The sequence below is a fragment of the Maribacter sp. LLG6340-A2 genome (genome assembly GCF_045057105.1).
Taxonomy (GTDB): Bacteria; Bacteroidota; Bacteroidia; order Flavobacteriales; family Flavobacteriaceae; genus Maribacter.
Map to the genome: position 1 here is coordinate 3462323 of NZ_CP159332.1, position 22986 is coordinate 3485308.

A 22986-nucleotide genomic window follows, 5' to 3' on the forward strand; every position below is an offset into this window, starting at 1 on the left:
AATATATACGCTCGCTTATAAGTTTTGGATCATAATTAACACCAATAATCTATTATTTAGATTAAAGACCCGCAAGATATTACAATATTACCTCAAACACCAAAAGTTTAATCACTAAAAAATAGCTCAATTAAATAGCAATTTTAATCCTATAACACCAACAGTTAGAGGTGTTTACCTTTCTTATTTAACTTTTGTTTAATGATTATGTAGATAATAGATACAATTGCGACTGGTAGCATAAACAAAACAAGAGATTTATGACCAGATGTTATAAGTAAATAGGCTAATACATTAAAAATTAGCTGCATAATAAAGTAGGAGCTCGAAACAACTAAATGGTTTAATTTGTGGTCATTTGCCAAAACTTGATACAAATGCCTTTTATGTGGCTTAAATATATTCTCCTTTCTTATTAATCTTTCAATGATGGTTAATCCGCCATCAATAATATACATAGCCAATATGAGAAATATGAGTGGATTGTTGGTCTTTAAAAAGAAACTCAATACAAAATAAATTATGGACAGTCCTATTGTAATACTGCCTATATCACCTGCAAAACATTTAGGCTTATTTCTAAAGTTGAAAAAGCCGAATACCAAGGTGGCTATACTTAATGTAATTAGTAATTCATTCTGGGTAAAGGATATATAAAAGGTATTCAATACCAATAATACACCATAAGTTGCCAAGGTGTTTAAAAAAGTTAGCCCGTTAATGCCATCCATAAAATTATAGATATTCAAGAAGCCAATAGAAAAAATATAAATACCTATAATGGTTATGAAAGCATAAATGTCAAATAAATTTAGGGAATAGAAAACTAGGGAAAAAGCCATAATATGAACAAGGATCCTAACCTTAGAAGATAAACTTATCATATCATCTATGAAACTAATAATGGCAACTAAACTAATGGCCGCCATAACATATGTAAATGGTGGGTTTAATTGCTTGAACCATAGCCCATATATTATAAATGCAAAAAAGATAATAACTCCGCCTCCTCTTATAGTTGGTGTTACATGAGAACTTCTATTATTGGGTTTATCAATAATATTGTACCTATTTGCTACCCTTAGGTAAATCAATTCTATTACAAGTAGTATAATTCCTAATATTATGAATGTTATCATGTGTATATATACTATTTAGATTTGGTTTGGCTTAGCCAATATTCTTTGTTCTCCAATATTTTTATGGAACTATACCCCACGCTTCTTGCTTTTGAATCATTAAAGGTCAAACTTTTATTGATTTTATTTAGCTTAACACTATCAATAGGCGGGGAAATGGCTAAGATTTTCTTTATTACATCACCGCATATAGCCATTGGCTTTATTAAAAAGTATGGTATGGAATATATTTTATTTACTTCAAACTCTTTTGCAATAACGCTAGAAAGTTCCTTAAAAGACGGATCGTGACCATCAGTTAAATGATAAATATTAGGATGGTTCATTAATTTAGGTAAAGCTGTAGAAATATCGTCTACCAAAACCATAGATTTTTTTGCCTTGCCTTTTCCTATGTTAAAATAAAAACCCTTTTTTATGGCATTGATCATACTCTTTAAATTACCCTTAGGGTTTTTACCTATGATCAACGGCAATCTAAGTATGGTTGTATCTACTTTATTTATTTTGGACCAACCAATAATTTCATTTTCTGCCAAAACCTTACTTTTTCCATAAGGAGTATTGGCATTTAGTGGACAGTTCTCTTCTATATTCTCCCCATGGTCAAGGCCATATACCGCCACAGTGCTTATGAAAATTAATTTTTTAGGCGGATGGGTAAAACTTTGTAAAAGGTTTTTAGTGCCCTGCAAATTAACATCATAAAACATTTTTTCTTCGGCAGGGTTTTTAGGTATAACATGGGCTTTACCGGCAGCATGGATCACAAGGTCATATTTGGTATTTAACTGACCGCTAAAAGTTGCCAAATCTGCTATGATATCATTCTCTTGTGAGCGGCCAATAGTTTCAACATGATGGCCCATTTTTTTGAAATGATGCAATATGTTGGCACCTAAAAATCCTGATGCTCCGGTCAATAATACATTCATATCATTTCTATTAAAAAAGTTGACTGAATTTATTTAGTATGATATCCTTGGCATAAAGCTCTTCTGCCAAAATCCGCGCATTGTCACTTTTTAATTCGTAGTCAGTATTATTACTTTTTACAATTTTAATAATTACCTGTTCTATTTGCTTAGGGTTACCAGCTTCTGCAAACCATCCTATATCGTGTTCTGAAATTAATTGGTGAATTTCAGAACCTTGGTCTCCTATATAAAATATAGGTTTACCGGCTGCCAATAAATTATAACATTTAGATGGTACTCCCAAGCCATACATATGTTCTGTCAATGAAATAACACCAATAGTAGCTTTGGACATAAATTCATTTTGCTGTTCCCTAGGTAACCAACCTAATTTCTGAACATGATCTAATGTATGTTGCGAAATAAATTGAATGATATCATTTTCTACTGCACCAGAGCCAATAAATGTAAAAGTATATGGGTGATTTTTTGTGGCCAATAATGCTTTTAATAGTACGTGTAATCCTTGTAGCCTACCTAAATTACCTGCAAAAAGAAAATTGGGTACCGTATCCGGTAATTTCTTTTTCTGGATATTTTGGGTATCCGCCCAATTCTCAATTATCGTTATATTGGATGCTCCCTTGGTTTTATCCAAAAAAAGCTTTTTCATGTCTCTACCTAAAACTATTAAAGTATCCATTTTTAAATAAGCCTTTTTAAAAATGGATTTTAAAATTTTATAGACAAAAGAAGTATTGGATTTAAGTACCCCAGCAATGATTAAGTTTTCAGGAAAAACATCATGCACCAGAAGTTTGATCTTCCAAGACTTTTTTCTGACATAAAAACTAGATAGAACAAACAGGATCAACGGATTGGTTACCATTAATATTTCACTATGGGCGGGAATATGTTTTTTCATTAAACGCATCATTTTCCAACTAGTGGAAATAACACCATAGATTCTAGAGAAAAAACTATTCTTATTATAGCGCACATAATTACCTCTTATAACATTGATGTATTCTAAATTTTTAGGACCTTTATGTTCTTTTTCTTCGTAGAATTCTGGTCCGGCAATAACGGTCACCGTATTGTTCTCAGCAAGTTCCTTGGCAATTTCCGTCATGATATACCCTGTAGAAATAGTTTCAGGATAAAATAGTTCGGAAACTATAAATAGATGTTTATTTTGACCAGACAACTCTGTTGACATAACCTGTGTATGAAATTATTATTCGTACCATTTTTTCCGAAACATTAGGCATGGAATAATCACTTACCTGTCTGAAATTTCTATTAGGATTACGTTGTTGTTTATTCAATGCGGCCAGACCTTGCATAATACGTTTTGGTTCAAGACCTACCATCATTACAGACCCTTCTTCCATAGCTTCTGGTCTTTCATGTGCCTCTCTAATATTTAGCGCCCTAAAGTTTAAAATAGAAGATTCTTCAGAAATAGTACCACTATCTGACAATACTGCATAAGAATTTAACTGTAAGGCATTATAGTCAGAAAACCCTAAAGGTTTTAAGAACTGAATAAGTTTATGTGTTTCCAGTTTCCTGGCATCTAACATATTTCTTGTTCTAGGGTGGGTAGATACTATGATAGGATATTGGTATTTTTCCGCAATTTGATTTAATGAAGAAATCAATCCTTCAAAATTCTTAGGATTACTTATATTTTCCTCCCTATGCGCAGAGACTACAAAATAGTTGTCTTTTTTAAGATTGAGTTTCTCCAATACGTTAGACGCTTCTATTTTTGGAGTAAACTGTGTGAGAACTTCGTACATAGGACTACCTGTCTTAATAATACGGTCTGCTGGTAGGCCTTCCCTAAGAAGATATTCCCTGGCAATATCACTATAGGTTAAGTTTACGTCAGCTACATGATCAACGATCTTTCTATTGGTTTCCTCCGGTACCCGTTGGTCAAAACATCTATTGCCGGCTTCCATATGAAAAACGGGTATCTGCCTTTTCTTGGCCGGTATGGCACATAGGCAAGAATTGGTATCGCCCAATACTAAAAAAGCATCGGGTTTTATTTCTTCTAGTAAGGGGTCGATCTTAATAAGAATATTTCCTACAGTTTCCGTTGCATTTTTTCCGGCCGCATTTAAAAAATGATCAGGTTTCCTAATTTCAAGATCTTCAAAAAATATCTCATTTAATTCATAATCATAGTTTTGACCGGTATGAACTAAAATATGTTCTATGGCATCACTAGCATCTAAGGCGTTCAATACACAGGCCAATCTTATAATTTCTGGTCTTGTGCCTACTACGGTAAGTACTTTTAGTTTTTCCAAAATGGTATGTTTATATATTCTTAAACGTTTTCAAAATAGGTGTCCGCATTTTCCGGGTCATAAGGTTCGTTGATCCAAAAAAGCGTAATTAGTTCTTCATCTCCTATATTTTTAATATTGTGGGTATACCAAATAGGCATATCCACATAGGCAGGCTCGGTACCATCAAGGTAGTAATCTATAACCTGGTCAGTACCAATTCTCCTTAATTGTATTAAAGCTTTTCCGCTAATAACGGCAAAGCGCTCAGCTTTTCTTGTGTGAAAATGATTTCCTCTTGTTATACCGGGAACGGTAGTGGAGTATGAAAATTGACCACTGGTATTTGTTCTTGCAATTTCAACAAAACTTCCTCTTGGGTCTGTATGTTTGGTATATTTTACAGGATAATGATCTTCAGGTACATAACATCTAAAAGTGTTGAACAACGCCTTTTCAAATTCATTTTCCAAACTTGGAAAAATACCTTTTTCCATGTAATTTTTCTTAAATCCGGTAATCAAGGAAAGAAGTTCTGATACTTTTTTCTTGCTAGTAGGCTTTATCTGCATTTCAAAACTATGTTCCCCGATCTTGATCTTGTCCTTATCTGTATTAATACTATTTATAATAATCTGAACCAATTCATTGACATAAATTAAGGAAACTTCTCCATCATTGAGTATTTCAGGTTGTTCACCATGAGCAACTTTATAACAGAAAGTGGCCACTACGGAATTGTAGTTTGGTTTACCAAAAGGTCCAAATACATTAGGTATGGTAAGCGATGTAAACTTGCCTTGACAATTTTTGGCCCACTCCATTAATTTCATCTTACCCTCTTTCTTGGATTTTCCGTAAAGGTTGTCCTTGGATTCTTGGGTAGATGAAGAAAAAAGAATATGTGGTACGTGTTCTTTTGTAACACATGCTGAAATTAACTTTTCAACAAGTGCTATGTTGGTATCGTAAATTACCTGTTGGTCTTCATGACGGTTCATAGCGGATAAATGCACAATGGTATCACACTGCACAACAAAATTTTCTAAATCCTCGTCATTTTCAAAAAAGGACCGTTGAAACGGAATCAATTTAACGTTTTCATGTAATGATAACGTCGTAAATAAATGGTTACCAACAAAGCCGTTCTGACCTGTAATGCCAATAGTTTTCATTTTGTCTCTTTTAATCTATAAATTTCCAATGTTCTACGGGAAACCTATAATCATCATTTTTAGAATTTTCTAAGCTATAATTGGAAAATACCGTAATCTTGGAGTTTTCTTCCAAAGCCTTAATACCTGTGGCATAACCGCCTGGTAATGCTAAACAGCATGGTTCTGTACTTTTTAAGATTATTTTCTGGGGTAACAATAGGGTAGAAGGTTCTTTAAAATTAGGAACTTTAATTATATTGATGTTAAAGCTACCTTCATTACAATAAAACCATTTTTTTTCGAATTGATGCCCTTGCCAAGCTCTAATTAAATGTGTAGAAGATGGGCTTATTTCATACATTCTGACAATTTCTGTCATATCAAGGGTATTGAAAAACTTTATAGTTCCCCTCTCATCTGCATGGGTTGCTCCTTCAAATATAGTATGTGCCATGAACTACAACTGTTCTTTTATGTAACTTAGATTCAATAATAGATTTTTTAAGGAATCATTGGTCAATTGGTCTGTGTTATGGGAGTGGTAGTCTTCAATGGTACTCACATCTGTTTCTCCTTCAGAGAAATATCTACTGTAATTTAAATCCCGGTTATCTGCAGGAATCCTGTAAAATTCTCCCATATCCTCCGCTTTTTGCATTTCTTCCCTGGTACATAAGGTTTCGTATAATTTTTCACCATGTCTTGTACCTATAATCTTTATTGGATTATCCGCATTGAATATTTCTTTTATAGATTGGGCTAAATCTCCAATGGTACTCGCCGGAGCTTTGTTTACAAAAAGATCTCCCTGATTGCCATTGGTAAACGCAAAAAGAACCAAATCTACGGCGTCTTCCAAGGACATTAGGAATCGGGTCATTTTAGGATCGGTAATGGTTAACGGAAGGTTTTCCTCAATTTGTTTTACAAATAGGGGAATTACAGAACCTCTGGAAGCCATTACATTACCATACCTTGTAAGACAAACTATAGTATCATTATTTGGAATATTCCTAGAAGCAGCAACCGCAACCTTTTCCATTAAAGCTTTACTTATTCCCATTGCATTTATAGGGTATGCAGCTTTGTCCGTACTTAAACAAATAATTCTTTTTACTTTATGGGCTACAGCGGCATCAATGGTATTTTGAGTTCCAAAAACATTGGTCTTTGTAGCTTCAAGCGGGAAAAATTCACAAGAAGGAACCTGTTTTAGAGCTGCGGCATGAAATACATAGTCTACCCCGCTCATAGCATTATAGATACTGTTGTAATCCCTTACATCCCCAATATAGAACTTTATTTTATTGTTCTTAAGGGTATTTCTCATATCATCCTGCTTTTTTTCATCTCTACTAAAGATTCTAATTTCTTTAATATCTGTTTCTAAAAAGCGGTTAAGAACAGCGTTGCCAAAAGAGCCTGTACCACCAGTAATCAATAAAGTTTTGTCTTTAAACATAAAAGTATTTTTAATTGCCCATTAAGGGTTGGTATAGTTTAATATATTCTAAATATTGTTTTTGTTTATTAAATTTATCTGAAGCCATTGTTAAACAATGCTCCTTATAATGTATTTTACCCAAATTCTTTATCTTACCTATAGCGTTTACGGCTTGATCAAGATTACCTTGTTCTATTACCAAACCGGTATGCTCCGTTACAGATTCTATACTTCCTCCTGTTTTATATGTTATAATAGGAGTGCCACAGGACAAGGCTTCCAAATTTGTGGTGGGGAAGGTATCTGCATACGTTAAATTGACATATACATCTGCCAATGTATAAAGTTCTGCCAGTTCCTCTGCATTACTTGTTCTAGGTATGGCAATAATATTACTGGGCAACATTTCTACCTGTTTTTTTGTTACCCCGACCATTACTATGGCATAATCACTGGAAAGCATTTCTGCCAAAGCTATAAAATCATAAAATCCTTTGCCTTTGTCCCACACACTACAAACTCCTAAAACCACGAATTTATTTTTTAAATTCAGTGTTTTTTGCAATTGGGGGTTGTTTCTAGGTTTAAAAATTTCTTGGGATACCCCATTTGGTATTACTTTAACCTCATGGTTTTTAAGAAATGATTGTCTAACCAAGTTGGCCAACCAAGTAGAGGGAGTAACTATGGTCAAGTTATTTGGATAATTGAACAATCTTTTTTTATCCCTAAAGTTCTGTCTTGATCGATCTAATAGAATAGAGTTAGGGTAGTTGTTGGTCTGGGGACAAGTATGGCATTCCGTTAGCCATTTGTTACAACCTACATGTTCAAAATGTGTACAATGGCCGGTTATTGCCCAGGCGTCATGGAAAGTCCATACGACTGGAATGTCAACATTTTTTAAATAACCAAAAAGAACCTCTATATTAATGTAATACCCGTGTAGGTTATGTATTTGTATTAGATCTGGTTTTATTTCCTTGATTTTTGATACTAATTTTTTAGTAGCTTTTTTTGATGAAAAACAATGGTCGTCAAATAAACGTGTGGAAAGTACATGGGTGTATATATCTAAATTATCACCAATTCTTATGACAGATGAATTACTCTTACTTTCTGGTTGCCTGCCATAGGCTATATAGCTTTCATTGCCAGATGCAAGTATTAAATCCCCAATATCATTGGCAATTTTACCAGGAGAGGCATAACCAACAGTTGTATTTATCTGTAGAATTTTTTTCATTAAAATAATTAAACAATTGGTGCTTTTTTCTGGGCTAAGTTCAAAAATACCTTTTCCTGAAAGTATGGGTTGTAATACTCATCAATAATCTTGTAGCAGTTAATTACAATTTCATCTGTTTTAATAGGGTGTTTGGTTAACCAAGAATTAATTTTATAATATAGATCGTCAAGATTATTTTCTTCAAATAAGCATCCGTTTATGCCATCTTCTATAGCTTCTGCTTCTGGCATTTGATTTGCATAATTCATATGAGTGCAAACCGGGGTTCCGTAACTTAGTGAGTGAATAGCTGTTAGCCCAACATTGCCAGGTGAAACACAAAGGTCAGATTTACTCAGTAACCTACCCATAATATGTTCGTCATAGCAGCTACCATAAAAATGATATGTTCCATCTTTAAGTATACTTTTGGCGATACTTTCCAGATTCTTTCGTTGTGTACCGTCACCTATTATTAAAAGGTTTAATTCTATTTCTTCCTGTAATCTTTGAACGGTAGTCAACAAAGTATCCAATCTTTTAATTTTTGTAAGTCTACCGGTAAATACTAAAGTGGGAATTTTGGTAGAAGTAAAAAAAGGAAATACTTCTTCTTTGGATAAATTTTTCAATTTCTCCCTCTGACTTTTATGATAATCATAAGTTAGTGAATTAAATAGGACATGAATACTATTAGGATTGATACCATTTTTAACCAATAAACCTTTTGATCTTCTTTCATAAACCAATTGGGCATTGGCAAGTTTATAAAATAAAACTCTTATTATGCGTTTAATGGAACCTTCATTTCCATATAGGCCGTGTCCTCTAAAAGCTACCGGTATTCCTCTTAATCTACATAAGATTGCGCTAATCCAATTAGAGATTATTAAAAATTCCCCTAAAAGAATTATTAAATCAGGTTTCTTCTTTGAAAGGCATTTATAAATAACACCTTTTTGCCAAACCAGGTATTTGCTTTTAACCCAAACGTTTCTTATTTCAACATCAATCTTGTTTTTAAAGGATTCGTATTTTTTAGTATTGAAATCTACTGTTTTAATACCAAGATTTTGATTTTCCCCACAAGAAAAGTACAAGTTGAACTCTTCACTTTTTAATAATTGAAATATCATTGGCTCCATATAATGTGGAGCTATGTTATTTATAAAGTGTATGGTTGGTTTAGACTTCATGTTTTAGGAACTATAATTTTCTTTTTATTTCCAAACTGCTGGAAGGAAGTTATTTTCAACATTGGCTTCATCAATACTTTTTTTCATAAAATGTTTGATATGGTTTAATTTCCACCCTCCAATTATATGATCTCTTCGCGGAATAAATTCATTTTCTTTAATAACGCTCCCATCACTAATATGGGCTCCTCTTACCCCAGATGAACAAGAATGATATCCTGTTTTAAATACCATATCATAAGCTGCTTTGGTAAAATTGGAAAATCCGCCATAGGTATATGCAAAATGAGGTATGTCTCCACAAGAAGCGGTCAAGACTGTTTTGCATTGGTTTAGATTATCCTCAAATTCGTTTAAAGTCAATTTAGCAACATCTTCATGGTTCATGGTATGAGCTCCAATTTCATGACCTTGTTTTAATAGGGTATCCAAATCTTTCCAACTTAAAAATTCAACTGGCGGCATGTCCAACCTTGTCTTACAAAATTCAGCTGCCTTGCTTACCGTATCAATACCAATGGAATTTGGATTTACAAAAAAACATGCTTTAGCACCATACTTATTGAGAATTTCCGCTGCTTTTAAATTACTCTTAAGACCATCATCTGAACTAAAGGATATATATGGCTTATCAATATTTCCAGACAATACCTTGTTAATTGCATCTGTATGCGATAAAAAAGTGTGCTGTTTTGAAAGTAAATTTACTAGTTGGTCAAAATTGGTTTCCTCATCCTCAAAAATATGATGTATGTACAAAAAATGTACTCTAGGGGTTTTAAAAACCTCTTCAAAATCCACATTTCGCTCTTTAAAAGAAATGAGGTCTAATGCAACATTACGGGCCAAGCTTCTAAATTGAGCTTTTTTGGACTGTGCCCAATATTTTTGTAATTCTTCTAGTTTGGTTATGTAGTGCATTTTGATTGTAATTATATACTAAACGGCTGATCCTGGTTAATAGTATGAATATTTATGGAATAAGTGGTACGTGTTATTGCCGCAGAAATGTAGCTTAACTTAAATCGCACAGCAAAGACTTACCATCATATTTTTTTACTGCCTCTAAAAAGATATGAACGGCATCTAAAGATTGTTGTCCGTCGGCAAAGCCAATGATTCCAAATTTAAAATATTTCATGGTCCAACCGTCTTTCTCAAATTGCTTGACGGACACCCAGTTTTTTAAATCTTTAGTAAGGTATAAATGCGCATTATTATCTAAAACACCAGGACCTATTTCTCTTGTTGTAGTGGCTAAATAGGTAGTTTCATCTATTTTTTTGGTATACCAAGCGGGGCCCATTAATTTTTGACCAACTTCAATGGCTTCGGTTTTTCTATCAAAAATAATGTGATGTGAGGGCTCTAAGGGGCTATCCATTAACCAATGAACTTTTTCTTTGGTAAATATAATGCTACATGTTCTGTATTTCTGTTGCCCGTCACCTATCTTTTTAATTTCTGTAAAATCTTTATTGGCTACTAGTAGCCAACTTTCATCCTTAAAATCTCCTGTGCAAACCCAAATTTTGTCGGTATATTCATCATAATAGCAACCATGTACATGTTTTATACTTTTTTTGGGAAAGGTATAAATCTCTTCCCACGAAAGCCCTCCATCTATACTACGGTAAACAGGTACTGTTGTTCTTTCATTATTGGCACCATATTCGCCAAAATAGATATATCCTTCCGGAGTACTATTTATAGATTGGTGCATAACGTTTCTACAATTTCTTAATTTAAGGGTTTCCTTTAAAACTTTGGTGCTGCTATTATAATGATAAACAACACCTTGTCTAATAAGGACTAAATTATTCTGATGATAAAAGACATTACATTTATCCAGCCTTAACAATCTTCGTGTAATTCTGAACAAACCAAAAATTCTTTTTATAATATTTTTTTCAGGAAGTTTAAAACTTAATTCCCCTGTATTTTTTTTTATAAATATTGTCCTATATCTAGAAGAGATAATAGTATCCTTTTCTGCAAAATGAATGATTTCTTTATTAATCTGTTGTATAATTTTCATTTTGTACAATGAGTTGTGGCTTTTAGTAAAAGTTAGGTTTGGTAATTTACCGATCAATCATTTTTTTACCCCTAATTTAATGGCAATCTTTAAAAGGCCTTGCTTAATTTTTTTAATATAATCCGTTTTATGATTTTTAGGATTCAACATCATATTTTCAGCATAGGAAACATAATCTGCATGATTTTTAAATTCAAATTCTTTATTCACAATTGCATTGAACATACTTTCAAAACCCAAGCCTTTTTCATTAGGTAAGTGCCAGATTGTTCTGTGGACATCTTGTGGGTCTATATTTCTATAATAATTGTGGTTAGTCCACATACGCTTTATGTGTTCATCAAGACCTCCTATTTCTGCTTTGTATTTATAATAAAAGTATGATAATACATGAGCTTCTTCATTAAACCTTAGTTCATCATTTTTAAACCTTGCAATTAATTGTTGAAACAACGCAGGGAAATCTTGAGCTACTTTTTTTACAAATGTACCACTGCACAATAATACCTCACCGCCAGAATAATAGGGTGGTTCATTCCTGGAAATTCCAAATTCATTGAAGAGTTCTTTTAATTGATATCCATTTAGACCATTTATACTATATTTTATATCCCTATTAACAACATACGTTAGCGCCATGCCATTCTTATCTAATTTTTCAAATAAGAAATCACAGGATTCACGAAAAATACAGTCAGAATCCAACATTAAAAAACTATCTGTATCTCCAATACTTTTAGATAACTTTTCGATTATAGAAAATTCAAAAAATTGGTTTCTAAAGGTATTGAAGTAACCATTTGGAAGAGGGTATTTATTTTTGACGGTGACTACCTCTATGTTATTTTCCTGAAAAAAGGCTTCAATGTTAAAGCCGTTCACCAAAGGTAAATTGGCAGCATTCGTGAACAAAATATGTTTGTGCTCTTTGTGGAATAACAAAGATGTTTTGAAGAATACAATCACGCATCGCCAATAAATGGCTTGAAATTCTGGTGAGTTGCTCGCTGCTTTTACACTGTTGTTTGGATATTTGGATTTTTCTTCCTCACTATCCAAATATACCCAAGTGGAAATTATTTTATTTTTCAAAATAGATTAGTTTCAAGATTTAACGTGTGAAATGCAATTTTGTTTTAATAGAGCAATGCATCACTTTTTTCTGATAATCTCAATAATTCAGAGATATTTAATTTTTTCAATTCTTTTAAGATTCTATTATCTGCTTTTATGAAACTTGGTGTACAATGCAGGAAAAACTAACTTTATAAGACTTGAGGTAACAAAGAAGGGAACTCGTATAGGAAAATGATTTTTCATTAAATTTAAATTTGACTTAGAGTCTATTCCCGTAGGGTTGTTTAGGTGTTTTAGTCGATTTTTAAATGACATTTTCGAAAAACCTTCATATAGGTAAACATGTTCATTTTCACAAACTCCACAATAATCAGGCATTATTACTACTGGAAGTTTTTCCTTAATGGCCCTTAACGTATAATCGTAGTCTGCTACACCGTGAACATAATCCGTAGATAAAATCCCAATTTTCTTGACCACATTCTTTGCAACAAACATAATGTTGGCATTGCCCAATTCACATTCTTGAATATGACCGCTTGGTACAAGATGTTGATACTTTAACATGAATTTATTCAACAATTTAGCGCCACCATAAGTAAGTTTGCCCGTATTTGGGTCTTTGGTTGATCCTAAGTAAATACCTCCTATACCGTATTTTTTAATTACCTCTTGATGTGTATTCAATAAGTTGCCGAATAAATTTTTGTTAACTATTGTATCATCGTTAAGAAGTAAAAATGTATCATAATCTTTTTTTAATGCTTCGTTCCAAGAATTTCTCATTCCGCCTGCCCAATACAATTGGCCGTTACCTATTAAAATAGTAGCATTTGGGTAATTACTTTTAACACTCTCGGCAGTTCCATCAGTGGAACCATCATCAGTTAAATATATACTTAGGGAAATTTCTTGTTCAAAACCTTTATGTGCTACAAAAAGGGCTTCTAAGGATTTCAGAGTTTTTTCCTTCCTGTTAAAACAAGTAAGTAGTACTGCTATATTTTGCATAAAAATCAAATAGTGTGATCATCTGTTGTAATAGATTCCAAAGTTTTGATTCTACCATTTATAGCTCCCTGAAACATACAGAAAAATGTAAATAATTCTAAAGAACCCTCCATAATTGGTTCTACGAAAAATTGCAGCATAAAACCCATGGTGTAAACTAAAACTTGATTTTTAAACGCTAAATTTTCCAATTTATTCTGTAGTAGACTAAATGTGTTTTTGAGGGATATTATTGTATATATAATAAGTAGTATAAATGAAATGACTGTTCCGGTTCTGGCCACATCTAACCATAGATTATGAGATAATCCAAACTCTTTTACACTCCACCCTAAAGGTTCCTTAAATAAATATTCAATGGATAGTGCCCATCTTTGAGTACGTCCTCCGGCTGTTGCAGCTCCATACTCCTTACTTTCCATTCTGCCAGCATATGCACTTAAAAGGTCAGAGTTGAAATCTAAATTTAAATATGAAATAGCTAAATTTATAAGTACCAGAACACTAACAACTATCAATATTTTGTTTTTTACGGAAACCGATGTAAATAAAAATAGAATACTTGCGATCAGGGTAAGTAAACTAATTATAATCTGGGTTCTACTTCCTAACCTCAATACACATGCTATAGAGGCTATATAAATGGCTATAAGTACAATGTTGTATACTTTTTTTCTTGTTTTAAAGGAAAATAATAATATTGCAGGTATACACATGTTGGCAAATAAATAAACTGCGGTACCTGTTGCATTTTGTGTGTTTCCCCAAATGGAAGGTACATCTCTGTCCAAAGCAATAAAACCATAGTTTATAATATTTGATAATACTGATATTAGTGCAATGCTGGAATAAATAACGGCAACTATCAAAAAAAGATTACTAAGCTCATTACTATCTTTGAATTTTGATGAAATATGCTTTCCTAAAAGATAAAAAGCAAATGGGAATAGGGCGTATATACCAATATATTGTACACCACTAGTTGGGTCAAAAGCATAAAATATGGCATAAATCAACGAAAACATTATTAAAACCACGCTAGATTTATCGGTTAATTGAAATATATCTTTTCCTAAAGAAATTAGATAAATCAAAAGCAAATACCCAAATATAAAACCATAATGCATTGGGTCTATCATGTAACCACTAAGTAGAATAAATGGGGCTAAACCCATCTTTTTAATTAAATGCATATATACTTAATAGATTTATAGGGGAAGTTTATATTTACGCTTACAATATTACGATTTTTTTTTAGTTAGGTATTTTAAAATAAAACGAATGGAAATCAAAAAGAAGATAATTCTTAGGCCTGTAGGTGGACTTTGCAACCGTCTTAGGGCGTTAGATTCATTTATTGAGATATGTAAAGATTATAATTTTGATTTGGAAGTTTTATGGACAACGGATGTAACTCTCAACTCATCGTTTGATAGTCTTTTTGGCCCAATATCTTTTAAGAATATTAATGTGACTATTGTTAATTGCCCTGATGGATTTCCTGAGAAAAATTTAGTTAAAATTGGAAAGTCCAGTAGTGGAGAGTTTGCTATTAATTTAAACAAAACTAGTAACTCTGTAAAGAATTATATCAAAAAATTAGTTGCCGGTCAAAACTTATCAATAAAACACAAGGAAATTTTAGCTGAGATTAATAGCTTGAGTTTTGACGCCATTATTCGTAATGAAAACTTAGATAAATTATACCTTCAAAACTCAACTTTGGAAACGAATATTAGGGTCTTGGACCAAAACTTTATAGATAAAATAACGCCAATCATAAAAGACGCAGTTAATATAAACGATAATTTATATATTAATTGTTGTTATCGTGTTGCCCAATTGAATTCTAATTATGATTATTTAAAACCAACTAAAAGTATAAGTCAAAAAATTAAGAGTATCTCTGCTAATTTTAGCAAGACAATGGTAGGCCTACATGTTCGTAGAACTGACCATGTAGCCTCTAAAGCTCTTAGTTCCAATGATAAGTTTAAAAAAGTTGTGGATGCCGAAATAAAGAATAATGCTGAGGTAAAATTTTACCTTTCTACAGATGACCCTGTATTTAAAGATGATTTTATAAAAGCTTATCCTAATAAAATAATTACCAATGATGTAAATTCATATGACAGAAATAATTCATTGGCCATACAAGATGCTGTGGTGGATTTATTTTGTTTGTCGAAAACAAATAAAATTTACGGCTCGCATCAAAGTTCATTTAGTCAAACAGCTGCTGATATTGGGGGTAAAAAAGAAATTATCGTATAGTTATGACGCTGTACTACCAAGAGGATTTTAATTTAACTTTTTAATAAAGGTATCTACATCGGTAAAAAGGTGTGCGTTTTCTTTTATCCATTCAAAATCCTTATTCCACCATTTAAAATCTAGCAAATATTTAATTTGTGGCTCGGGAAACCTGTATTTAATGACCTTAGCAGGTACACCCCCTACAATGGCGTAAGGTGGAACATTTTTAGTCACAGTTGCTCCGGTGGCAATAATAGCACCATCACCAATTGTGACCCCGTCCAAAAGCGTTACGTTAGCCCCGATCCAAACATCGTTTCCAATTATTATTGTGTAAGGTTCATTTCCTTTAGTTGGAGTTGGGAACTCTGGAAACAATTGTTTTTGGGTAAAACTAAAACCAACTTGCTTTCTTGTTGAAAAAAAAGAGGGATGGGTACTTACAAAAGTATGTGTAGGATGATTTCCAAATACACATTTTACATCTGGCCCTATTGAAGAAAATTTTCCAATTTTTGCATTCATGATTATGGTATCCCTTCCTAAATAAGATGCAAACCCAAGTTTACTGTTAATAAGTGCAGCTCTGGTAGATAACAAGTTGTGGCCTTCAAAAATAGAATTTTTTGAAAATTCGCAATTTATACCAAAGTAAATATTCTTTTTTTTGGATAATGATTTTTTCATCCAAAATTGGTATAAAAAAGCCCCTAATCTATGTACGTAGTAATTCAATTTTCTTTATAAATTTTGCAGGGTTTCCACCCCATATCTCATTGTCCGGTACCGACTTTGTTACGACTGAACCTGCTCCAATAATAGAGTTCTCGCCAATAGTTATCCCTTTAAGTATAATGCTATGTGCACCAATAAAGGTATTATTTTTAATATGAATTGCCTTTGTGTTGGGAATATCTGTTTCTGATTTTTTTCTTAAGCTGGGCTGTAAAGAATGAAAATCTGTATCGTATATTTTAACACTACCACCAATTTTAACGTTTTCTCCAATAGTTACATTGTCATGGGCAATTATTGTTGCATTTGACATTCCTGTATAATTACCAATTTTCAACCTTCCGGAAACACCTAAATCAATAATCATTTTAGAATCTCCACCAATAGGGTTGGATCTTCTTGAAGAATTAAATTTAACTTGGGTTCCTAATTCTAATGTACCTTGGCCGGTAATCAAAATTATACCGGATATTTTTGGGAAATCCGTATAAATTATATCCTTGCGTTTAAAAGTTATCTTATTAATAATAAGATTTTTAAATGCGTAAATTTTCCAGTAAATATTTAAAATAAAGTTCATATTAATTACCAATAACAACCTTCTTCAACAGCATCTTTTTTAGCGGGTGTTTCACTTGATAAAGGACGACTCCAATGTTCGTTATATAGTTCTGAAATTTCTGGATGATTATCCCAACGCGATCCTTTAATGCCAAATAAAATTTGTGTTGCACCGCCCATATGAATAGCTTGTTTACCCGATCTTTTCGCGTGTGCTCCAAGTGATAGTCCATATGCTCCACAACCAATAATAGCTACATCATAGTCAATTTGGTCCATTTGCCCTTTCATATATTCTAACGCCTCAAACCAAGAATTGAAATCGCTAGATTGCCCCGCAATAGTCTGGACAGCTTTAATGGTTTTTAATTCAAAATCAGGTAACACATTTTGATTTTCAAATAACATTTGTCTCTTTGCATATTGATTAACTATACTTTCTTCAAATGGATGAATTACCAATACCTTTTTTCCTCTTAATGCCTTGCTCCATGGATTAAGATGATAATAAGGTTCAATGTCCTTTAGAGGGATTTTTATAAAGTTTTTAATTTCTTCTCTAAGTAAGTATTTTTCTTTAAGCCAAATCCCTAAAATATCTATTTGTTTGATATCCGTAAGTGCTTGTTTGGCAAAATTTTCCACAATTCCTTTATCTGCAGGAAATATGCCCGCATTTACGTGTGCTTGCTGAATTACATTACTATTAATTTCAAGATTGTTAGTTTTTCCCTTTACATAATCAACATATTTGTTTACTCCTTTACTAGTATTTAAAAATGCAGAAATACACTCGAACTCTACCGCACCTATTCTTGCCACTAAAAAGGGTTTGTTGCCGGATAATAAACTATTAATTTGATCTGAAGCCTTTTGTTCCTTGAAATCAAACTCCAAGTCTTGTGTATTATTAACAAGATAGGAATATAGTTTTCTTAATATTTTCAATATAATTTCCATTCGTTATTTTTTGCCCAATCTGTTTTTGATAAAGTTTTTTAAATAATTAAAATCGTTTCTATTGGTCAAGTAGGCTAAGGAATAAAATGATAATATTCCTACTATCGTAGCAATTATGATTTTAAAATATAACGAATTTATATTGGAATTTATATATGTCAAGGACAAGAAAATTGTAATAGAGACAATTAAATAGATATAAAGGCCCGATAGTTGTTTTTTGATTCCATATCCTAAAAATTTACCTGGATAATAAGCATTGATAATAAAGTGAATTATGGAAGTAACTGCTTCTGCCGCTGCAATATAAATAATGCCAAAAGGTAAGGCTGCAACAATTAATACAACTCGTATAATTATTTTAATATAATGTTGCCTTAGCACCAGGTTCGTCTTATTCAAAACATATAAAATATTAATATTGACACTTATCAAATTATTAAAGTATCTAGAAATACAGAAAAGTTGTAAAATTGGAACTACTGCAATCCATTTATCTGTTAATAGGAGAAGTACAATAGGTTCTGCTAAAACAGCAAGTATAACTGTAATTGGCAGGGTAATTAAATGTAACAGTTTCATTACCCTTTCAAATTCATACTTTAAACTCTCGTTGTCCTTGTTTTTGGCCAAAGAGGGTAGGAGCACGTTATCTAAAACAGAACCAAGTGTACCTATAGCCACATCAGGAAACTGCATGCCACGTGTATAAAAGCCTAAATCAGCTGTACTAACGACTTTAGCTATGAAAAGTGATGAGAATTTACCAACAACAACATTTAATAAATTGGAAACCATAAGATTTGATCCAAACCTAAACAGATTTTTAAATGATGCTTTTGAGAAATATATCTGATATTTATACGTGTTGCTTATCGTAAAAAATATCAGCATTAATATTGACCTTGAAAGATATTGGAAAACTAAAGACCAAACACCAAAACCATTATATGCAAGAAAAATAGCGAACAGTCCACTTAAAATTATTGCACTTGAATTTATTTTTGCAATAGTCTTAAAATCTAAGTCTATACTTAGTAGTGTATTAGGAATTGCAAATAATGAATTGGAGATTAATACTAGAGCAAGTACCCGTAGAAGGGGAACTAAACTAGGTTCTCCATAAAATGAACTAATAAAGGGAGCACAGAACCATAGAATTATATATATAGTTGACGCTATTACCAAATTAAAGGTAAATACGGTGCTTATATCATCCTTGGATTTATCATTCTTTTGAATAAGTGCTTTAGTAAAACCAGAATCAATTAATATCTGGGCAACGGCAGTAAAGACCAATAAAATACCTACAATACCATAATCACTTGGGCTTAAAATTCTTGCTAGAATTATGCCAATACAAAACTGTACACCCTCATTCCCAAATTTTTCAATGCTATTCCATATAAATGCAGCTGATTTTGATTTGGTCATTATAAAAATTTAAATAGTATGAAAGGGTAAAACAATTATAAATTTTTATAATCGTCAAAAAATAGACAGTAATTATTTAACTATTTTTACTTAAATACCAATTGTAAAGATTAAGTATACCTTCTTCCAATTCAATTTTATGTTTCCAGCCTAAAGCATTTAATTTTTTAACACTGGTTAGTTTTTTTAATGTTCCATCTGGTTTATTGGTGTTAAAATAAAATTCACCTTCAAAACCTATTTTTGATTTTATGGTATATGCCAATTCTGAAATACTGATATCCTTTCCTGTACCAATATTAATATGGGTATTTCTAATTTCAGCGGTTCCGGCCTCAAAGGTATCTTTGAAGTTTCTATTCTCCATTAGAAATACGCAGGCATCTGCCATATCTTCTGACCATAAAAATTCTCGCATAGGCTTACCGCTACCCCAAATTTCTACAGTTACTTTACCGGTATCGTTTTTAGAAATACCGTATTTGTTAAGTTTGGATATTTTGTCCTCGATATTATTTTTAGAATTGATCCCTTCAATTGGTAGGTAATCCAAATCTTGGTCTATAGTATGCCAATCATTTTGTTCAAAAGCCTTTCCCAAGTGAATTTTTCTTATCAAGGCAGGTAATACATGTGATTTTTCCAAATCAAAATTATCATTTGGACCATATAAATTGGTAGGCATAACAGATATGTAATTGGTGCCATATTGTAGATTATAGCTTTCACATAACTTGATTCCTGCAATTTTAGCTACTGCATATGGCTCGTTTGTATATTCCAAAACATCTGTTAGCAAATATGATTCGTCCATAGGTTGAGGACATGATTTTGGATATATACATGTACTTCCTAAAAACATTAATTTCTTAACATTATTAAGGTAGCTTTGATGTACAACGTTATTTTGTATCATCAAATTTGCATAAATAAAATCTGCCCTATAGGTGTTATTTGCAACAATGCCGCCCACTTTCGCGGCGGCAAGAAAAACGTAGTCTGGTTTTTCCTCAGCGAAAAAACCAGCTACAGCTTCTGTATTCGTTAAATCAAGTTCTGCATGTGTACGAAAAATTAAGTTGGTGTAACCTCTTTCCTTTAGTTTAAGAACCAAAGCACTACCTACCAAACCTCGATGACCTGCTACATAAATTTTTGAATTTTTCTCCATTCTTTTTATTCGAAGTAATTTAGGATACGGTATCCGCCATCTTTTAAATATTGATCTTTTTGCATCAATTTTACATCACTTTGCATCATATCCTTGACAAGGTCTACTAAGTCGTATTCTGGTTTCCAACCTAACTTATTGTTTGCTTTGCTAGGATCACCTATTAATAAGTCTACTTCTGTAGGTCTAAAATATTTAGGGTCTACGGCCAAAACTTCCTTGCCAATTTCCAATTGATAATCTGGGTTGCTACATTTAGCAACATAAGCTTTTTCATCAACACCAGTTCCTTTAAATTCTAATTCTATACCAACTTCATTAAAGCACATTCTAACAAAATCCCTCACCGGTGTAGTTTTTCCTGTAGCTATTACCCAATCCTCTGCTTCTTCGGCTTGCAAAATCATCCACATCATTCTTACATAATCCTTTGCATGGCCCCAATCTCTTTGAGCATCTAAATTACCTAGATACATTTTGTCTTGAAGTCCCAAAGCTATTCTTGAAGTTGCGCGTGTAATTTTACGTGTAACGAAAGTTTCTCCTCTAATTGGTGACTCATGGTTGAATAAAATACCATTACATGCATACATTCCATATGCTTCACGATAATTCACAGTGATCCAATAAGCGTACATTTTTGCTACAGCGTACGGACTACGTGGGTAAAAAGGTGTAGTTTCACTTTGAGGTACTTCTTGCACTTTTCCATACAACTCAGAAGTTGATGCTTGGTATATGCGCGTCTTCTCAGTTAATCCTAATAATCTTACGGCATCTAAAATTCTTAAGGTTCCAAGACCATCTGCATTACCAGTATATTCAGGCGTTTCAAAAGAAACTGCAACGTGGCTCATAGCTGCCAAATTATAAATCTCATCTGGCTGTATTTCTTGAATAAGTCTAATTAGGTTGGTACTATCCGTCATATCTCCATAATGAAGCACAAAATTTCTTTCTGTTTCATGTGGGTCTTGATATAAATGATCTATACGGTCAGTATTGAATAAAGAAGAACGTCTTTTTAGACCATGAACTTCGTAACCTTTCTTTAAAAGAAACTCACTTAAATATGCGCCATCTTGTCCGGTAACTCCTGTGATTAGTGCGACTTTTTTCATAAATAGAAATTGGTTTGTATTTGTATTTTATTTTAAATGCTTTTTTGAGCTAATATGTTCTTTAACGTCATAAACCTGATTAAATTTTGCAAAACTACAAAATACCTTATATTCATCTTTGTAATTTGAATATAATATGGATATAATACCACTATATTGGTTATAGGTGTATACAGTAATTGTTTTTAAGGCTCAAAATCAAAAATTATTCGGTGGTAAGCTAATTACTAAAATTTGCTTTTTAAATAATTTTTATAATGATTTATGTCGGTAATTTTTTCCGTTAAAGATTTCCAATTAAATATTTCTTTACAAATGAACATATCATATTTGGTGTTGTTTATGATTGTTTCATTTACTTTTAATGGAAACTTGATTTCAGATACTTTATTGTTTAAATAATGTGGGGGAGAATGGGTATGTGTTCCTTCAGCATCAAATCCTATGTTCTTTACTAGATTTTTACTGGGTACAATACTATAGCCTTTATTTATAAATTGAGTAAATGCCCAAGGAAAGTCCCAAGCATCAATTTCATCATTTAAACTTTGGGCTACTTTATTATGCAGTCCTATAACAGAAGCTTTGTCCCATTTATGACCACTAGAAATGTACGATAGTGGATCAGTAGAATTAAAGTCCTTTAAAACTTCTTTGTACTTCTCCCATCTACTCTTCCAAGTGGCCCAGCCCCATGTAAACGAGTATCCTGCATAAAAGTAATCTTCGTTTTTTACAGCTAGTTTTTCATTTAAATTAATTCCGGTGATACTGAAAACATCATTCTTGTTTTGATAATGTTTTAAAAAATAATCGCAGAATCTAAAAAAGCTTGGTGTAGGTAGTATATCATCTTCAAGGATAATTCCTTGTTCTTCATTTTCAAAAAACCAATTAATAGCGGATAATGGCCCATACTTACAACCTAAATTCTTATCTGAAAATTTGGTGATTATTTCACAATCCCAATCAACTTCTTTTAGAATATAATTGCGTACTTCTTCAGTTAAAACTGAATCTGTCTCGTTTGTAGGTCTTGGGCCATCTGCCGCTACATATAGTTTTTTAGGAGCGTAAGCTTTTATTGCTGGTAATACTTTTTTGACTTTATCAATTCTATTGAAGACTATCAATAGAATTGAAGAATTACCACTATCCAAATTGTTCATTAGCATCTAAATGGTTTAATTTTTAAATATAACGAACAACTACCCTAAAAATTCTGTTAGCTGATTCTA

At 32.4% G+C, this 22986-nt stretch carries 22 protein-coding genes; 1 reads left to right on the forward strand and 21 read right to left on the reverse strand.

Features of this window, described 5'->3' with window-relative positions; all coding sequences use genetic code 11:
* Positions 1 to 164 precede the first annotated feature (164 nt).
* From ABVM52_RS14640 to ABVM52_RS14705, 14 genes are all read right to left on the reverse strand, one after another.
* Positions 165 to 1139, reverse strand: coding sequence for an MraY family glycosyltransferase (locus ABVM52_RS14640; RefSeq protein ID WP_405381773.1), 975 nt, complete (start codon positions 1137 to 1139; stop codon positions 165 to 167).
* A gap of 11 nt (positions 1140 to 1150) precedes the next feature.
* Positions 1151 to 2074 carry an NAD-dependent epimerase/dehydratase family protein gene (locus ABVM52_RS14645; protein ID WP_405381775.1) on the reverse strand — a complete coding sequence of 308 codons (924 nt, stop codon included), beginning with the start codon at positions 2072 to 2074 and terminating at the stop codon, positions 1151 to 1153.
* 10 nt (positions 2075 to 2084) lie between these two features.
* Positions 2085 to 3275 carry a glycosyltransferase family 4 protein gene (locus tag ABVM52_RS14650; protein WP_405381777.1) on the reverse strand — a complete coding sequence of 397 codons (1191 nt, stop codon included), beginning with the start codon at positions 3273 to 3275 and terminating at the stop codon, positions 2085 to 2087.
* The gene (wecB, locus tag ABVM52_RS14655) at positions 3247 to 4380 is read right to left on the reverse strand and encodes a non-hydrolyzing UDP-N-acetylglucosamine 2-epimerase (RefSeq protein WP_405381779.1); all 1134 of its coding nucleotides are present in this window, start codon (positions 4378 to 4380) and stop codon (positions 3247 to 3249) included. The genes ABVM52_RS14650 and wecB overlap by 29 nt, the downstream gene beginning before the upstream one ends.
* A gap of 20 nt (positions 4381 to 4400) precedes the next feature.
* Complete coding sequence (locus ABVM52_RS14660; RefSeq protein WP_405381781.1) at positions 4401 to 5534, reverse strand: NAD-dependent epimerase/dehydratase family protein; 1134 nt, start codon at positions 5532 to 5534, stop codon at positions 4401 to 4403.
* 10 nt (positions 5535 to 5544) lie between these two features.
* A complete protein-coding gene (locus ABVM52_RS14665) occupies positions 5545 to 5970 on the reverse strand; it encodes a hypothetical protein (protein WP_405381783.1) in 426 nt (141 codons plus the stop codon).
* Positions 5971 to 5973: 3 nt separating this feature from the next.
* Positions 5974 to 6978 (reverse strand): polysaccharide biosynthesis protein, encoded by a 1005-nt coding sequence (locus tag ABVM52_RS14670; protein ID WP_405381785.1) that lies wholly within the window; start codon positions 6976 to 6978, stop codon positions 5974 to 5976.
* Between the two features lie 10 nt (positions 6979 to 6988).
* Positions 6989 to 8206, reverse strand: a complete 1218-nt coding sequence (locus ABVM52_RS14675) for a glycosyltransferase (RefSeq protein ID WP_405381787.1) — start codon at positions 8204 to 8206, stop codon at positions 6989 to 6991.
* 8 nt (positions 8207 to 8214) lie between these two features.
* Positions 8215 to 9384 (reverse strand): glycosyltransferase family 4 protein, encoded by a 1170-nt coding sequence (locus tag ABVM52_RS14680; protein WP_405381789.1) that lies wholly within the window; start codon positions 9382 to 9384, stop codon positions 8215 to 8217.
* Positions 9385 to 9408: 24 nt separating this feature from the next.
* Complete coding sequence (locus ABVM52_RS14685; RefSeq protein WP_405381791.1) at positions 9409 to 10305, reverse strand: polysaccharide deacetylase family protein; 897 nt, start codon at positions 10303 to 10305, stop codon at positions 9409 to 9411.
* Between the two features lie 94 nt (positions 10306 to 10399).
* Entirely contained in the window at positions 10400 to 11422 is a 1023-nt protein-coding gene (locus tag ABVM52_RS14690) for a hypothetical protein (RefSeq protein ID WP_405381793.1), read from the reverse strand.
* Between the two features lie 57 nt (positions 11423 to 11479).
* A complete protein-coding gene (locus ABVM52_RS14695; protein ID WP_405381795.1) occupies positions 11480 to 12514 on the reverse strand; it encodes a hypothetical protein in 1035 nt (344 codons plus the stop codon).
* Positions 12515 to 12640: 126 nt separating this feature from the next.
* Positions 12641 to 13510, reverse strand: a complete 870-nt coding sequence (locus ABVM52_RS14700; protein WP_405381798.1) for a glycosyltransferase family 2 protein — start codon at positions 13508 to 13510, stop codon at positions 12641 to 12643.
* A 5-nt stretch (positions 13511 to 13515) separates the two neighbouring features.
* Positions 13516 to 14685: an O-antigen ligase family protein gene (locus ABVM52_RS14705; protein WP_405381800.1), complete on the reverse strand. Its 1170-nt coding sequence runs from the start codon at positions 14683 to 14685 to the stop codon at positions 13516 to 13518.
* Positions 14686 to 14791: 106 nt separating this feature from the next.
* Between ABVM52_RS14705 and ABVM52_RS14710 the strand changes: the two genes are divergently transcribed.
* A complete protein-coding gene (locus ABVM52_RS14710; RefSeq protein WP_405381802.1) occupies positions 14792 to 15784 on the forward strand; it encodes a hypothetical protein in 993 nt (330 codons plus the stop codon).
* Positions 15785 to 15811: 27 nt separating this feature from the next.
* On the opposite strand, the gene ABVM52_RS14715 is transcribed toward ABVM52_RS14710, so the two are convergent.
* The 7 genes from ABVM52_RS14715 to ABVM52_RS14745 form a co-directional block, all read right to left on the reverse strand.
* Positions 15812 to 16453 carry a CatB-related O-acetyltransferase gene (locus ABVM52_RS14715; protein WP_405381804.1) on the reverse strand — a complete coding sequence of 214 codons (642 nt, stop codon included), beginning with the start codon at positions 16451 to 16453 and terminating at the stop codon, positions 15812 to 15814.
* Between the two features lie 28 nt (positions 16454 to 16481).
* The gene (locus tag ABVM52_RS14720; RefSeq protein ID WP_405381806.1) at positions 16482 to 17081 is read right to left on the reverse strand and encodes an acyltransferase; all 600 of its coding nucleotides are present in this window, start codon (positions 17079 to 17081) and stop codon (positions 16482 to 16484) included.
* Between the two features lie 5 nt (positions 17082 to 17086).
* Complete coding sequence (locus ABVM52_RS14725; RefSeq protein ID WP_405381808.1) at positions 17087 to 18022, reverse strand: hypothetical protein; 936 nt, start codon at positions 18020 to 18022, stop codon at positions 17087 to 17089.
* 3 nt (positions 18023 to 18025) lie between these two features.
* Entirely contained in the window at positions 18026 to 19456 is a 1431-nt protein-coding gene (locus ABVM52_RS14730) for a lipopolysaccharide biosynthesis protein (protein WP_405381810.1), read from the reverse strand.
* A gap of 76 nt (positions 19457 to 19532) precedes the next feature.
* A complete protein-coding gene (locus ABVM52_RS14735) occupies positions 19533 to 20627 on the reverse strand; it encodes a GDP-L-fucose synthase family protein (protein ID WP_405381812.1) in 1095 nt (364 codons plus the stop codon).
* A 5-nt stretch (positions 20628 to 20632) separates the two neighbouring features.
* Complete coding sequence (gene gmd, locus ABVM52_RS14740; RefSeq protein WP_405381814.1) at positions 20633 to 21748, reverse strand: GDP-mannose 4,6-dehydratase; 1116 nt, start codon at positions 21746 to 21748, stop codon at positions 20633 to 20635.
* Positions 21749 to 21975: 227 nt separating this feature from the next.
* Positions 21976 to 22917, reverse strand: a complete 942-nt coding sequence (locus ABVM52_RS14745) for a nucleotide-diphospho-sugar transferase (RefSeq protein WP_405381816.1) — start codon at positions 22915 to 22917, stop codon at positions 21976 to 21978.
* Positions 22918 to 22986 lie beyond the last annotated feature (69 nt).